Source organism: Flavobacterium adiutor (genome assembly GCF_048282555.1).
Taxonomy (GTDB): domain Bacteria; phylum Bacteroidota; class Bacteroidia; order Flavobacteriales; family Flavobacteriaceae; genus Flavobacterium.
This window is the reverse complement of sequence record NZ_CP182487.1, coordinates 1,100,816-1,116,396: the sequence shown is the minus strand read 5'-3', so window position 1 is coordinate 1,116,396 and position 15,581 is coordinate 1,100,816. Positions and strand designations below refer to the sequence as shown.

The 15,581-nt window shown below is 33.7% G+C and carries 15 protein-coding genes; 7 read left to right on the top strand and 8 right to left on the bottom strand.

Annotated features, from left to right (window positions below):
• Positions 1-69 precede the first annotated feature (69 nt).
• The gene (locus tag ACNC7R_RS04890) at positions 70-981 is read left to right on the top strand and encodes a TIGR01777 family oxidoreductase (protein ID WP_417939850.1); all 912 of its coding nucleotides are present in this window, start codon (positions 70-72) and stop codon (positions 979-981) included.
• A gap of 5 nt (positions 982-986) precedes the next feature.
• Here ACNC7R_RS04890 and ACNC7R_RS04885 read toward each other — a convergent pair whose 3' ends face one another.
• The 4 genes from ACNC7R_RS04885 to rmuC all read right to left on the bottom strand — a co-directional run bounded on the left by ACNC7R_RS04885 (position 987) and on the right by rmuC (position 4,148).
• The gene (locus ACNC7R_RS04885) at positions 987-1,556 is read right to left on the bottom strand and encodes a YceI family protein (protein WP_417939849.1); all 570 of its coding nucleotides are present in this window, start codon (positions 1,554-1,556) and stop codon (positions 987-989) included.
• Between the two features lie 210 nt (positions 1,557-1,766).
• Positions 1,767-2,162, bottom strand: a complete 396-nt coding sequence (locus ACNC7R_RS04880; protein WP_417939848.1) for a VOC family protein — start codon at positions 2,160-2,162, stop codon at positions 1,767-1,769.
• A 17-nt stretch (positions 2,163-2,179) separates the two neighbouring features.
• Entirely contained in the window at positions 2,180-2,728 is a 549-nt protein-coding gene (locus ACNC7R_RS04875) for an acyl-CoA thioesterase (protein ID WP_417939847.1), read from the bottom strand.
• Between the two features lie 46 nt (positions 2,729-2,774).
• Positions 2,775-4,148 carry a DNA recombination protein RmuC gene (gene rmuC, locus ACNC7R_RS04870; protein WP_417939846.1) on the bottom strand — a complete coding sequence of 458 codons (1,374 nt, stop codon included), beginning with the start codon at positions 4,146-4,148 and terminating at the stop codon, positions 2,775-2,777.
• 181 nt (positions 4,149-4,329) lie between these two features.
• On the opposite strand from rmuC, the gene ACNC7R_RS04865 reads away from it, so the two are divergent.
• The 4 genes from ACNC7R_RS04865 (at position 4,330) to ACNC7R_RS04850 (ending at position 8,345) form a co-directional block, all read left to right on the top strand.
• On the top strand, positions 4,330-5,187 hold the full coding sequence (locus ACNC7R_RS04865; protein ID WP_417939845.1) for a protease complex subunit PrcB family protein: 858 nt from the start codon (positions 4,330-4,332) through the stop codon (positions 5,185-5,187).
• A 140-nt stretch (positions 5,188-5,327) separates the two neighbouring features.
• The gene (locus tag ACNC7R_RS04860) at positions 5,328-5,879 is read left to right on the top strand and encodes an RNA polymerase sigma factor (protein WP_417943141.1); all 552 of its coding nucleotides are present in this window, start codon (positions 5,328-5,330) and stop codon (positions 5,877-5,879) included.
• Positions 5,876-7,801 carry a hypothetical protein gene (locus ACNC7R_RS04855; protein ID WP_417939844.1) on the top strand — a complete coding sequence of 642 codons (1,926 nt, stop codon included), beginning with the start codon at positions 5,876-5,878 and terminating at the stop codon, positions 7,799-7,801. The genes ACNC7R_RS04860 and ACNC7R_RS04855 overlap by 4 nt, the downstream gene beginning before the upstream one ends.
• A gap of 10 nt (positions 7,802-7,811) precedes the next feature.
• Entirely contained in the window at positions 7,812-8,345 is a 534-nt protein-coding gene (locus ACNC7R_RS04850) for a MepB family protein (RefSeq protein ID WP_417939843.1), read from the top strand.
• A gap of 54 nt (positions 8,346-8,399) precedes the next feature.
• Here ACNC7R_RS04850 and ACNC7R_RS04845 read toward each other — a convergent pair whose 3' ends face one another.
• From ACNC7R_RS04845 to ACNC7R_RS04835, 3 genes are all read right to left on the bottom strand, one after another.
• Positions 8,400-11,798 carry a choice-of-anchor J domain-containing protein gene (locus ACNC7R_RS04845; RefSeq protein ID WP_417939842.1) on the bottom strand — a complete coding sequence of 1,133 codons (3,399 nt, stop codon included), beginning with the start codon at positions 11,796-11,798 and terminating at the stop codon, positions 8,400-8,402.
• Positions 11,799-12,076: 278 nt separating this feature from the next.
• Positions 12,077-12,829: an SDR family NAD(P)-dependent oxidoreductase gene (locus ACNC7R_RS04840; RefSeq protein WP_417939841.1), complete on the bottom strand. Its 753-nt coding sequence runs from the start codon at positions 12,827-12,829 to the stop codon at positions 12,077-12,079.
• 145 nt (positions 12,830-12,974) lie between these two features.
• The gene (locus tag ACNC7R_RS04835) at positions 12,975-13,352 is read right to left on the bottom strand and encodes a hypothetical protein (protein WP_417939840.1); all 378 of its coding nucleotides are present in this window, start codon (positions 13,350-13,352) and stop codon (positions 12,975-12,977) included.
• Positions 13,353-13,493: 141 nt separating this feature from the next.
• On the opposite strand from ACNC7R_RS04835, the gene ACNC7R_RS04830 reads away from it, so the two are divergent.
• Both ACNC7R_RS04830 and ACNC7R_RS04825 read left to right on the top strand, forming a co-directional pair.
• Positions 13,494-14,066 (top strand): pseudouridine synthase, encoded by a 573-nt coding sequence (locus ACNC7R_RS04830; RefSeq protein WP_417939839.1) that lies wholly within the window; start codon positions 13,494-13,496, stop codon positions 14,064-14,066.
• An 80-nt stretch (positions 14,067-14,146) separates the two neighbouring features.
• Positions 14,147-14,602, top strand: coding sequence for a tRNA (cytidine(34)-2'-O)-methyltransferase (locus ACNC7R_RS04825; protein WP_417939838.1), 456 nt, complete (start codon positions 14,147-14,149; stop codon positions 14,600-14,602).
• Positions 14,603-14,711: 109 nt separating this feature from the next.
• Here ACNC7R_RS04825 and ACNC7R_RS04820 read toward each other — a convergent pair whose 3' ends face one another.
• Positions 14,712-15,488 carry an ABC transporter ATP-binding protein gene (locus ACNC7R_RS04820; protein WP_417939837.1) on the bottom strand — a complete coding sequence of 259 codons (777 nt, stop codon included), beginning with the start codon at positions 15,486-15,488 and terminating at the stop codon, positions 14,712-14,714.
• Between the last annotated feature and the right edge of the window lie 93 nt (positions 15,489-15,581).

Genomic DNA, 15,581 nt, shown 5'->3' with positions numbered 1-15,581 from the left:
ATAAGAAATGTTTAACTATCTTTACGAATACTTAAACAATAGGTACTGTTAAATAAATGATAAACTGTTATGACTAAAAATGTATTACTTACAGGAGGAACCGGATTCATTGGCAAACATCTTACCAGTGTACTAATCGCTAACGGCTTTTCGGTATCGATTTTAAGCAGAAACCCCCGAAATAATACAGAACATATTACCTATTACAAATGGAATCCCGATCAGGATTATATTGATGAAGAAGCTATTATTTCTGCAGACTATATCATTCACCTTGCAGGTGAAGGAATTGTCGAGAAAAGATGGACTGCTAAACGTAAAAAAGCGATTTTAGAGAGCCGCATAAAACCTATTGAACTTATTTATTCTGTTTTAGAAAAAAAGAACAAATCCCTGAAAGCGTTTATTTCTGCCTCAGCAGTTGGAATATACGGAGGGGAAACTTCTGATGAAATTTGTACGGAGAACAGCCCTTATGCCAATGACTTTTTAGGCACTACCTGCCAAAAATGGGAAGACGCAGTAACTAAAATTGAATCTTTAGACATCAGATGTGTGAAAATCAGAACCGGAATTGTTCTAGGCAGAAACGAAGGTTTCCTTAAAAAACTATTACCCGGTTTTAAAATGGGTTTCGGAACCATATTAGGAACAGGAAAACAATATTTGCCCTGGATTCATATTGAAGATTTATGTAGTATCTATTTAAAGGCCATTAAAGACGAAAAAATAAATGATTCTTATAACGCCACTGTTTTAGATAATACTACAAATGAGCTATTGTCTAAAACTCTTGCCAATTTGCTCGGTTACTCTATTTGGCTTCCAAAAGTTCCGGCTTTTGTTCTTAAAATAGTTCTGGGCGAAATGAGTATTGCTGTACTTACAGGAAAAAGGGTTTCACCTGAAAAACTAAAACAATCAGGTTTCAGTTTTCGGTTTGAAGATCTGAAAGCAGCACTTTCAAACTGTATCTCCTGAAAATATTATTTCAAAGTCAGAAGCATCATCTCGTCATTTCCTATAATACCGCTTAGCTCTGTATTAACTGTTTTAGCAATTTTATAAGCAATTCTGTCCGGAACTGCAATATCAAAATCGGCAATAGCTATTGGAAAATCAGACTTGATTTGTATTCCTCCATATACTTTTTTAAGAAAAGCTTTTACCTCAATCTCTTTGTTTTTACCACGAATCATCAGTTTTCCTTTGATTGTATACTCTTTTTCAGTTTCATCAATATCCTTTAAATCAAATTTTGCGATTTTACCTTTAAAAACAGCTTTTGGATACCGATCACTTTCCAGATAATTTTCATTAAAATGCTGTTCCATCAAATCCAGCTTAAAATGAAAATCACGCATCGGAACAGTACATAAAAAAGTACTTGCTTTTGGATCTAAAATAATCATAACCGATTTATTTACCGCTTTAATTTCTTCAAAACAAGGTACAGTAGCTTCAAAATTGATTATTGCCTTATTTGTAGAAATCTTTTCCTGAGCAATTATTGAACAGGCTGTAAACATTAAAATAAAAAATATAGTTCTTTTCATAATCGTCATCATTTAAACAATTATGTCATTCAATTTTTTTAAGAAATAAAAAACTAAGATGAAAAATTGAATGGCTTACTCCGTAAAAATTTGGTAACTCTTTGATTACACACTTAAATTTACGAATTTTTAAGGAGGAGGTTTAATGATTTTATGCTAAATTTTTGTGAAATATAGCTTACAGATATACGAAAACGATTGAAACTACCATTAATTTTCAACTGCTGTACAGATTTCAATCAGAAAACCATTCAGATCCCTTACATAAGCCACAATCTGCCCCCAGGGTTTCTGTTTAGGTTCAGTAACTAAAACAGCTCCTAAAGAAGTTGCCTTTTGTACCAATTCCCCAACATCATCAGTTATAAAACCTAATTCTATCGCAAAAGGTTTATCTTCTAAGCTGCTTTCTGTAAAACCTTCAGGTAAATTTTGAGAGGCCAGTTTTTTGGAAGCAAATGAAATTGTAGTTTCGCCTGTGCTTAATTCACCATAGTCATTTTGAGGAGTTACAAATTTCCGTGAAAACCCAAAAGCATTTTCGTAAAATGCCAGCGATATTTCTACATCTTCTACATATAATATTGTATAACCGAACTTTATCATTTTGTTTTAATTATTTGTTATCCAATCTCTACCAATACATTGTACTTGTCTAAATTTGCCAAATCTTCAATTGAGTTTACTTTGGCTTCCTTTGCATGTTCTTCTATTTCTTTTTTAGTTTCAATTTGTTTAATGCATTTTCTGAAACGGCGTACTTCGTCCAGATTGGTTAAAATTAATCCTGGAACCTGAACACTTTTGCCTTCTTTATCTTTTGCAACCATCGTAAAATAAGAGGAGTTGCAATGTTTGACAATACCGGTCTGAATGTGCTCTGCCTCTACTCTAATGCCTACTACCATAGAGCTTCTTCCGACATAATTAACAGAGGCTTTCATCGTAACAAGCTCGCCCACTTCAATAGGTTTTAAAAAGTTTACCGTATCTACGGAAGCCGTTACACAATAATTGCCGCAAAATTTAGAGGCACAGGCAAAAGCAATCTGATCCAGCAATTGTAAAATATATCCTCCGTGAATTTTTCCGCTAAAGTTGGTATGTGACGGAAGCATTAATTCGGAAATACTAATTTTTGATGAAGAAACGGGTTTAAAATCTGTAGTCATTTATGTTGTAATTTATAGTTTGGTTCGTTTTATTTAAAATGAAAATTTAATTTAATAGTTGGTTTTCATCAGAATTAGAAGCTCTGGCAATCATATTTTCCGGAAGTGTTTTTTTAGCCTTGGCTCCCATTTTTCTTAGCTTTTCAACACTGGAAATCAGGTTTCCTCTTCCTTCAACCAGTTTGTTCATTGCATTTTCATATTCTGTTTTGGTATCTTTTATTTTATTGCCAATTTTTAACAAATCCCCTACAAAACCTTCAAACTTATCATACAATGCACCGGCCTGACGCGCAATTTCAAAAGCATTTTCCTGTTGTTTCTGATTGACCCACATACTGTCAATGGTACGCAAAGTAGCCAGCAAAGTCGTTGGCGTCACAATCACGATATTTCGTGCAAAAGCTTTATTGTACAACTCCGGATCTTGGTTTAAAGCTATAGCAAAGGCAGGTTCTATTGGAACAAAAAGTAAAACAAAATCCGGACTTTCAATCTGGTACAAATCGTGGTAGTTTTTGCTTCCAAGTTGCTCTACATGCCTTTTTAAAGAGTTAAGATGCTCTTTTAGGAATTCCGCCTTGAAAATTTCATCTTCTTCATTTGACCATTTTTCATAAGCTGTTAAAGATACTTTTGAATCAACAATCATTTTTTTACCATCAGGCAGATTAATTACCACATCCGGAAATACACGATTCCCATCTGCATTTGTAAAACTTTGCTGTACTTCGTACTCTCTTCCTTTTTCAAGCCCCGATTTTTCGAGCACACGTTCCAGAACCAGTTCGCCCCAGTTACCCTGCATTTTACTGTCTCCTTTCAGCGCTTTTGTTAAATTCAAAGTTTCTTTGCTCATTTGCATATTCATTTCGCTTAAACCTAAAATCTGCTGACGAAGCGCTGCATGGTAATCAATGCTTTCTTTGTGGGTTTGTTCTACTTTTTGCTCAAATACCTGAATTTTATCCTGTAAAGGAAGCAGTATATTTTTCATGTTTACGGAATTTTGTTCGGTAAATTTGGCCGACTTTTCTTCAAGAATTTTATTAGCCAGATTTTCAAATTCTTTGGTGAATTTTTCCTGTAGGGCAGTTATCTCTGCTTTTTGTTCTTTATGACGCTCCCACAAATTTTCAAAATCGACTTCTTTTTTAGAAAGCTGAATTGCCAGGCTGTCTTTTTCGTTTCGGATGTTTTCTTTCTCAGAATTGAATAGATGAAGCTGTTTTTCGAAACTGTTTTTTTCACTTAAAAATTGTTCTTTTTGGAGCAAAAGCTGCGAATTTGCCGCATTAAGTTTTTCATTCAAACTCACTTTTTGTGATTCAAATTTAGCCGAAGACACTATTCTTCCTAAATAAATACCTAAAAATACAGCAACTACAAAAACTAATAACAGCGGAAGAATATCCAACATAACTACGTTTATTTTTACGTAAAAGTACGCAATAATACGTAGTTTCAATCTTTAGAAATAAAATTTCACGAATTAGTAACCATTCTAAATTAAATAAACAATTGAGTTAACTAAAAAATATTTTCAACGCAACCTTTTTAAAATCATTACATCTACTATTTATAAACCTAAAAATAAAATGATGAAAAAATTAGTACTAAGCTTATTTATAGCTTTTGGATTCAGTGCCTGTTCGCTGAATGATGATTTGCCTCAGGATACTTGTGGAGTATATACGAATGTTACTTTTACCGGTTATCCTCTTGCTTGTAATTATACCCTTAAAGAACAATTTCCTAATCCTGCTGCTTTAATTATAAATACACAGGAAAAACTGAATCAGTATTTTACAAAAAATACTAATTCATGTCCTGGAAGCGATCCAAACATCAATTTTACCAATAATTTTCTGGTTGGAATTTTTTCAGGACAAAAAACAACAACGGGTTATGGTATAAAGATTACTTCTATTGTAGAAAACAATTGCCAGATTTTTATCAATTTTTATGAGTACGGTCCACAAACGGGAGAAACGACTAATCCAACTGTAAACTATCCTTCTGATTATGTTTTGATTCCTAAAACAACAAAACCTATCTATTTTAACAAGACCATAGAAAACAAAGACAATATTGTAATTGGAACTTACGGTGCCGCTAATGACTTTTTCCAGCTAAATGATTATAACATTCTTAAATTCTTAAATGTCACTACTGGCAATTATGAATTTGGTCAGTATAAATATAGTGCCACAATAAAAAGAGGTGAATACACCCTATTCCTGAAAAGTGTACCAACTGAAATTTTAAACTTAAAAGGTCAGACTAAAACCTACGGATCTCCTGACCCTGCAAATCAGGGTGGTGTCTATTTTGAACTACATCAAGGAGCCAGCACAACAAAAATCTATATCGACAATGTTGATACAGCAGATCAGAGTACAGAAGTAAAAGCGTTTAAGAAGGCTATTAAAGACAAAATTTCACTTTTAAAAGTCTAACCAATCAAGGCAAAATTAAAAAAAAACATAAAGTCTTGATAATCAAAATACAAAAACAACTAAATACACTTAGGCTATCTATAATAAATAGGTTAAGAGTATAAAAAAAGTTATTTTTGCCAAAACCAACCACCCAATTTTTGAAAGACGATTTAAACATATATATTAAACAATGTATTCAAAATGACAGAGCAGGACAACTGAAAATTTATCAGTTGTTCTCGCCTGTTTTATATGGTATTTGTTTAAAATATATGAAGAATGAAGACGATGCCAAGGATGTTTTTCAGGAAGCATTTATTATTGTTTTTCAAAAAATACATCAGTACAAATTTGAAGGCAGTTTTGAAGGCTGGTTAAAACGAATCTTTATCAATAAATTAATCGAAACATTAAATAAGAAGAAGAAAGAAAGTTTCTTTTTGGATGTTTTTGATCCTGATACCGATTTTGTAGAAGAAGAAGAATTAGAAATTATTCCTGTTGCACAAGAAAAATTACTCGAATATATCAGGGAATTACCAGATCAGTACCGGATGGTTTTTAACTTATATGTTTTTGAGAAAATGAAACACAGGGAAATTGCGGAACAACTCAAAATTTCAGAAGGAACTTCGAAATCCAATTTAAACAGGGCGAAAAGAATTTTACAAAAAAGAATTTTGAGTATTAAAAATTTTAAAACAGCATGAAAAAGCAAAAAATAGAAGATATTTTTTCATCAATTGAGAATTTTTCGAGTGTTCCCCCACCCGAATTATGGCATAAAATTGAAGAAGAACTTGATAAACCTAAAAAGAAAAAGAGAGCAATTCTTTGGTGGTCAGCTGCTGCATGCCTGTTACTAGGATTATTGCTTCCTACTGTTTCTAATTTTAATTCAAATTCTGGAATTGAAAAAATAAATAACGGATCTACTGAAAAAAACGTTGTTATCGATGAAAACAACAATGACCTAAACAAGCAGACAAGATCTATTGAAAAAAACAACCTCGAAATTAAACCTGCTATTATTGAAAATCCATCTGTAGAAAATGGAAGAAATCAATCTAATAATACACCAAAAAACAAGACGTATAAAACAACAATTACTCATACCGACTCTAAAAAGAAAATCAATTCCGGAATTACTAAACAAAATCCGAACATTGATACAGAAAATCTGAATAAGGCTGTAGCCGAAAAAACATATATTGGAGAAAAACAAAACTCATTTAATTCTCTTTCAAACAATTCTATACCAACTGAAAAAGCAGATATGAATCAGAATATAACTGAGAAAAGTTTCGCTGCAGAAAAACAAAATTCGTTCAGTTCTTTTTCAAATAATCTGATCCCAACTGAAAAAACAAATATGAATCAGAATATAGCTGAGAAAAGTTTCGCTGCAGAAAAACAAAATTCGTTCAGTTCTTTTTCAAATAATCTGATCCCAACTGAAAAAACAAATATGAATCAGAATATAGCTGAGAAAAGTTTCGCTGCAGAAAAACAGCATGCATCCAGTTCTTTTTCAAATAATCTTATACCAACTGAAGAAACAAACATAAACCAGAATATAGCTGAGAAAAGTTTCGCTGCAGAAAAACAAAATTCGTTCAGTTCTTTTTCAAATAATGAAATGCCGAATACAGTTTTGGAAGACAAAGTAAACTCCAAAAACAACGCAGCTGTTGCTTTAAATTCTTCAAATGTAACTTCATATCCTCATTCAAAAAATAGTCAAAAAGAAAGCGCTGATACCACAACAGCAAACAAATCTATCATCGCTGATAATTTTCAAAAAAACAGCTCTATCTCTGCTAATTCATTAAGCAGTAAAGACTCTGTTCAGCTGGCAGAATTACAAAATTTAGAAAAAGGTATTGCTGCGGTTAAAACAGAAAAAGATAAAGATATCAATAATGTGCCTGATTCTGAGAAATGGTCTTTGGACGTTTTTGCAGGAATAGCAAATTCTGAGAACTACAACAATCAAAAAACACTCGGAAATGTTAATGAATCAAAACAAACAAATTCATACGGAGTAAAAGCCAACTATAAACTTAATAAAAAGTGGGCTGTTAGTTCTGGTTTAAAAATTAACGAACTAGGACAAAGTATTGCCAATGTTTCTTTTTATAATCATTATGAAACATCAGCATACCCATTAACAAGCAGCTATTCATACGATAGTCCTTCAGTAATTACGCCACAAATAACAAGTAATTCTAATTATGTTTTTGTTTCAAAAAATACACAAGCCGCATTAAAAAGCGATAATTTAGAAACTGGTAATATGGATCAGAGTTTAAAATATATCGAAATGCCCCTTGAAGTTTCCTATTCTATACTTAATAAAAACAAAACAAATATTAGCTTGAATACAGGCGGGTTTGTTGGAAAATTAATTTCAAACAATGTGACTTTAAACGGAAATTCTATAGGAGAAAATTTAAATGCAAATGATTTTATTTACGGTTCTTTGTTAAGCAGTACTCTTCAATACCAATTATACAAAAAAACACATGTTTTTGTTGAACCGGGAATGAATTACTACATCAATCCGCTTAATAATCAAACTTTTAACCAATTTCAATGGTCGTTCAATTTTGGTCTGAATGTTTCTTTTTAAGTTATAGCTAATGGCAGATCATAATTCATGGACTAATCCAGAATCAATATCAGATGATTTAATTCGTGCAAAAGAACAGTTTTTTGACCTTTGTGACTTAACATGCACTGAACCGCACCCAGAAGCCGAAAGTGCAGAATATAGCGCTTATCATTTTGAGATCAACAATAAAAAAATCTGCTACAGAAAAGCCAAAATTACACCAACAAAAACGGGACAGTTTGTTACTTTGTGGAAACGTAATCTCTCAGGAATTATTGAACCATTTGATTATTTAGATCTGATAGATTTTGTCATTATTAGTGTGCAAAGAGAAAATAATTTTGGGCAATTTATATTTCCAAAAGCTGTTCTGTTAGAAAAAGGAATTTTCTCTACCTCAACAAAAGAGGGTAAAAGAGCTATGAGGGTTTATCCTCCATGGGATCTTACTACCAGCAAACAGGCTCAAAAAACGCAGCAATGGCAACTGGATTATTTTTTAGAAATATCAGAAAATGATTTTAATGTTTCAGGAGCCAAAAAAATATTTGGGATAGAATAGAAAAAAACAGGCAGCCCCAAATGAGCTGCCTGTTTTAGTTTATATGAGTATCCGTTATTTTTTTATAACCTTTCCTTTAAAGATGACTTTATTATTCTCTGCCAAAGTATAAATATAGATTCCTGAATTCAAATGACTCACCGGAATTTCGGTCGTACTTATATCCTGACCCGCTTTTACATCAATTGAATTTCCAGTCAAATGCCCATTGATATCATAAAATCTCAATTTCAGGTTTTTATCTGTATTTTTCACATCAAAACGAACAACATCGGTCACTGGATTTGGATATGCTTTTACATAAAAATTGTTTTTAGCAAAATCTGGCGTTGATAATAAATCCTGCTTCAACTGAAAACGAGCAATTACAGGTCCGTGATCTGAAGTTGTTTCAGTATAATCTGTAATTTCATTACGAGGATCATAAACTGCCGTAGAACCTTGAATATATTGATTAACTAACTCATTTGAAATCGTGATATGATCTAAAAATCCGCCTGAACTTAAAAAGCTATAGGCACCCGCCTGGCTAATTTCTAAAGTTAGTGCTTTATAATTATTGGTATCTGTTACAAAAGCTTCGTAAGAAGATGGCTGTCCCGCAATAACAGATGCTTTTACATCGTCATTATAATCTCCTAAAAGAATCAAATTAGCATTTGCATAATGTGCATCTAAGCTGTCTTTTAGCACCTGTGTGTCGTATTTACGCATATTATAGCGCGCAAGGTCCGTTCCGCTGTTAGCACGAGCGTGAAGATCTATAAAATTGATTTCGTTTTTAACACCATTAAGATTCGTTTCTAAAGTCACCATATAAGGCAGGCGGCCAGAAGAAAAGAAACTGCTGTTAGAACCTCCGGGATAATTAGCCAAAGTTTTGGTTCCGGCACGTAATTCATCATAAAAATCTTTAAACATTACACGAGTCTTTTTAATCGTAGTAGTTTGAGTATTATAAATTACAACCAATTTCTGAGGCGGAAAAGTTGGATCTGAAGGGTTTGAATCCCAAGAATACGACCATGATGTTGAAATGGCTTTATCGAATGTTTTTCCGTTTACATTTAGTTTTTGAATCAAATTATCAATTTGAGCATCGCTTGAAACTTCCTGAACTACATATACGTCCGCATCTAGTTTATTCATCACTGTTGCTACATTATCCAGCTGTAATGTTTTATTCGTTGGTCCGTAAGCAGCGGTTGGAGCACCAAAAAACTCTAAATTATAGGTTACCACATCAAAAGTATCTGCTTTTTGAAGTGAAGATCCAGTTAAAGAACCTACTTGTTTGTTTAAAGAAGTTCCTGTAACTGTTAGCGGGCCGGCAATTTTAAATTCTTTTGCAGTCGGCGCGAATCTAGCATACAAAGTTTTTCCAGCAAAAGCATCGGCTTCTGTCAAAATAATGCTGTTTTGGAATGTACTATTATCTACGGATATCTGATAACCTGCAGGTGCAATAATCGTTACATCTCCATATCCTTTGGCTTTAAAAGCAAAAGATTGTGAAGTCGAAATCGTGTTTTGATCTACAGTTCCAAAATCTAAAACAGGGTTTGAAGCCACATAACCAGATTCGTTTGTAATGGCATAATCATCAAGTGACCATTCTGCAGCATTTCCTGAACCACCCCCAATTGCAGTTTCATAAACCCAGGCTACATAAGTATGATTAGTTTTAAAAGCTGATAAATCAATATATTGAGATTTAACATACGAATCTGTTGTAGTTGGAAAATTGCCATCGATTTCTGTCCATGTTGCTGTTTCCGGACTGCTTACTCCATCATAATTGGTAGAAACCATTAATTTTAAAGCAGGCCCCTGAAAGTACTTACGGGAATAAAAAGATAACAATGGTAATTTGTCAAAAGTATCTAAACGTAATTTTGGCGAAATCAACCAGTCTTTACTCGCACCGCTATCCGAATAGCCATTCATAAGAACCGCTCCCGTTCCAGAATTTACATTTCTTGCTGTTGTAGTGTATGCCCATTTATTGGCAGTTCCAGCTACATCGTATTGTGTCCAGCCACTGTTGCTTAAGACATTTGGATCATCAAAATTTTGTAAGTATGGATTGAATCCTCTTCCTGCTAAAGATAAATTTTTAATAACAGAAGTAGATTCATGTGTAATCTGACCTGTAAAAGCACCCGCCAAATTTGGATTAAATCTTACATAAACCGTCTGTGAAGCATTTGAAGCAAAATCAGCGGCAGTATAAATAAGTGTTGAAACAAACGTTACATTATCTTTTGAGATTGAAAAATTTGGTGTAACACTAACCGTTAAATCACTTAGAAGATCTGTTGCCTGAATTTGATAACTTTTAGATGCTGATTCGAAGTTTAATTCATTAGCACCCAAATCTAAAGCACTTACAGAAGTTGTTACTACTGGTAGTGCTGTTGCTGCTGTTGTAACATCTACTTTATTTACAACAGACTGAATATTGCCATAAAGATCTTCTGAAACTGAAAAAACAGCGTAAGTTGTATTCAGGTTTAATCCGGTAAAACTTTTTACATATTCCTGAGAGAAATCTGCTATATCTAAATAACCTGACTGTAAAGCAACAGCTCCGGACGCATCCTGACCGGCTTTTACCTGAGCCACTGATGGTACTGTACTTCCTCCAGGCAACAAAACATAATACGTTTTACCTATCTCATTTATTTTATTTACAAAATCAAAACTTTTCCCCAGGATATTATTTGCTTTTGGATAATCAGTACTATTAACCGGAGCATATACATCACTTCTTATTTCGATATTATCAATTGCAAAAGATGGTCGGGATCCTCCACCCGATACTTGCCTTGAAATCCATCTGATTTGCACTAATGGCTGATTATTGCACTCTGCAGGCAAAGTCAGTTTTATAGTTTCTGGATTTTGCGCTTTAATAACTCCCGAACCAGTTTGTGTAGTCGTATTATTTCTATAAGCTGTTTCTAATAATGATGTAAAAGGCGCAGTAGTACCTACCCTGTATTGCAGAACCATTTCATTAATACGGGTGTTGCTCCCTCCATCATAAGGATTACGGATTGTCATGGCATCATATTGTACCATTATTGCAGACTGTCCTGTTGCATTAAATGCAAAACCAATTGTTAAATCTGAACTACTATTATTCAGAAAACCAATTTTGCCGTTATAATTATGAATATTTCCACTGGTAGTACTAGCAGAACTACTTGCTGTTAATGGTTTGTCTCCTGCAAGTGTCGCACTTGTATTAAAAACAGATCCTGGAGCAGATGCTGCGTTCCATCCCTGAAATCCAGATGGATAAACTATAGAACTCGCTGATAAGCCAGCAAAAGTTTCTGTGTATGGTAATGATCCTACCGGGTCTGGCATTGTCTGTGCTGTCAGATTAGCTGACAAGCCGAACAGACATAAAAATACCATTAAATACCTGAAGTAAATGTTTTTCATAAGCTTTAAAATAATTTTTTAAGACAATAAAATTATACTCTTTAAAGTTAAGAGAATATTACAAAATCATCAACTTAAAATCTTACAACTTATAAACATTTAACAACAAAACACTGTTTTCAAACAACTTATATTAAATATTATCAACAGAAAAACAATTAAGTAATAAAATTAACATTTTTACATCGCTAATTTATTAACAAAAAAGCAGCAAATAAAGCATATAAAAAAGGCCATCTGAAAAAACAGACAGCCTTAAATAATTTCTTTCAAAATTCTTAAACCGCAGTATAACCCCCGTCGGCAATTATGTAACTTCCGGTAGTAAAGGAAGATTTTTCAGAACTCAGAAATACAACCAGTTCTGCAATTTCTTCTGATGTACCTAAACGATTCATTGGCGCTTTTGCAGCCACAGCATCCATCATACTTTTATCTAAATTGTCTTTTAACAGAGCGGTTTCGATATAACCGGGCCCTACTGCATTACAGCGAATATTTTTTTGAGCATATTCTGCCGCTATGTTTTTTGTTAATCCTACAACGCCATGTTTTGAAGCAGTATAAGCCGGACTATTTGGAGCCGCAACCTGTCCGTGAATCGAAGCAATGTTGACAATGCTGCCTCCTCCGTTTTTCTCCATCTGTTCCAGTTGATAACGACAGGCATAAAATACACCACTCAAATTCAGCGCAATCACTTTGTCCCAGGCTTCTGGTTCGTATTCTCCGGTTGGTTTTGCAGGACCTCCCATTCCGGCATTGTTACACGCAATATCCAGACGTCCGTATTTTGATACTGCAACTTCAACCATATGTTTGTTATCTGATGAACTTGAAGAATCGCCTTTGACAAAAAAGGCCTCTCCTCCGTTATTGTTTATATTTTTTACAGTCTCTTCACCATGCTCAACATTAATATCTGAAACTATTACTTTTGCCCCTTCCCGGGCGTAGGCTTCTGCTACAGCGCGTCCGATTCCAGAACCGCCACCTGAAACAAAAGCTACTTTGTTTTCTAAAAGTGCCATATTCATAAATTTTAAAATTGTCATTTAAATTTACGAAGTCATTCCTTAAGTTACCTTCACAAAACTGAGTTTGTCATAATATTAACCTTATATGCTAATCAAATGTTATTTTTACCAAAAAGCCTGTAGAATCTTTCATTTTTTATTATTTTTTATCTTCATCTAGTTTCATATTGCCTCTGTCTTCATGACTTTCAGGATTTGAATTTAAATAACGGTTTGGCGTAATATCCGAATTATGGTCTTTGTTTTCAATGGTCTTTTTCGCCTCTTCTTCTGTAGAAACTCCTCTGTTCGAATTTGGATTATCTGGATTTATATCACCTTTAACTTTTCTAATATCTTCGTTTACATTTCTTGCTCTTTCAACAACTGTTTTATTACCACTGGTATCGATAACTACTTCTTTTTTTAAATTTACATCATCGGTTTTTCTGTCATGTGAAATATTTTTCCCTTTTTGTTCGTCTATATTTTTTTGTACTCCATTTATTTTTTTAGCACCTAAATCATTCGTTTCCATATCATTTATTTTTAAAGTTTCTATTATAATATTACGAATTCTAAATTTTAAAACTCAACGGTTTAACATTGCTTTGGGTTTATTCGTTGATTAATTTTCAATGAAGATGAAACAAAAGCTATCTTTGCAAAAAATATAAATATGCATCGCCACTTCCTTCTTTTTAAACCCTACGGCTACCTTAGCCAGTTTATTTATGAATTAAAAAGAAAGAAAAAACTTTTGGGCGAATTGTACGATTTCCCGGAAGGCACAATGGCAATTGGAAGACTTGATGAAGATTCTGAGGGTTTGCTTTTGCTCACTACTGATGGAAAAGTAAGTGAACTAATCAGAAGCAAAAAAGTAGATAAGGAATATTACGTTCAGGTTGACGGGGTCATAACTCCCGAAGCGATAGAACAGCTCCAAAAAGGCGTAGAAATAGGTTTTGATGGCGGAAAATATAAAACGAAACCCTGTAAAGCTTTTATCGTTACTGAAATCCCTGATTTTGGTCCGCGTGCCAAAAAGATCAGGGATGAACGTCATGGTCCGACATCATGGGCTTCGATAACGGTTAATGAAGGAAAGTTTCGTCAGGTTCGAAAAATGACTGCAGCAGTTGGTTTTCCTACTTTACGATTAGTTCGTGTTCGTATAGGAAATGTATATTTGCAAAACTTAAAAGCAGGTGAAGTTTTAGAGGTTTCTGATTTTGAATTAGATAATTAGAAAATGTGATAATTAGATAATTTTGAAAACTCTTAACCAATAACTCTTAACCAATAACCCATAACTTTTAACCTAAAAAAATGCTAAACGTTGTTCTCGTAGAACCAGAAATACCGAATAATACCGGAAATATCGGGCGCTTATGTGTGGGTACCGAAAGCCGTCTTCATTTAATTCATCCTTTTGGATTCGTGATTAATGATAAAAACCTGAAACGTTCGGGATTGGACTATTGGGTACATCTTGATGTAACCGAGTATCAAAATGCTGAAGAATGGATTCAGCAAATCCCAGATAAATCCCGAGTATTTTTGATGAGTTCACATGCTGAGAAATCGTATCTGGAAAACGAATTTCAGGATGGTGACTGGCTGGTTTTCGGAAAAGAAAGTGTTGGTTTGAGCAAAGATTTTATGGCAAGATTCGAAAATCATCTGACGATTCCGATGTCTCCGCTTATTCGCAGTTTTAATATTGCGAATTCTGTGGCTTTTGTAGTTGGGGAAGCTAAAAGACAGATTGGATTGAAGAAATAGTCAACTACCCTCCTGCAAGGTTTTTAAAACCTTGTAGGTATATTATTTCTCGCCCAAATATAAATTTTAAACCTACAAGGTTTTGAAAACCTTGCAGGAAGAATCGAAATCAACTCACAATAAACTTCCCTTTCTCAGTATCAAAAACAATATGTTCGTCTTTGAACAAAGTATTAAAGCTTCCTTTCGAAATTAAATTACACGGTTCGTCCTGCACCACCATTTCCGGTGTCATAATAATCATTTCATCACTCAGTTGAATTGCCAGATCGATGTCGTGGGTCGAAAACAAAATGCATTTTTGGGTTTCCTGTGTTAGTTTTTTTAGCAATTTGAACAATGAAACTTTGTGCAGTAAATCGAGATGCGTTGTAGGTTCATCTAAAATAATCAGTGGTGTATCCTGAGCCAGAGCCCTTGCAATCAAAACCTTTTGTAATTGTCCGTCGCTAATTTCAAAATGTCTTTTTGAAGCCAAATGTTCGATTTGGGTTAATACCATTGCTTTCTGAACTTTTTCAATATCTGTTGGATACAAAGTTCCAATCCAATTTGTGTAAGGCTGTCTTCCTAAAGCAACCAATTCAAAAACAGAAAGATTACTTGGGGGCAGTTTTTCAGTTAAAACCAAACTCAGATTTTGTGCTAAATCTAAGGGTTTATATGTACTGATGCTTTTCCCTTTCAGAAAAACACTTCCTTCCAATGGTTTTTGGATACCGGTAATCGTTCTCAGCAAAGTTGACTTCCCTATTCCGTTTGCACCGATCAAAGCAATGAGTTTTCCAGAATCAAAAGTTAGATTTAAATCCTGTGCAATAACCACGATTCCTTTCTTGGACTTATAGCCAATACTTAGATCTGTAGTGTTTAATATGGTTTTCATTATAGCTTATTTTTTAAACACATAGAGAACATAGTTTCTTTGTTTAATTTATTAGTTGGTTTAAAATTTACTTGTAAATTAACACATAGCTTT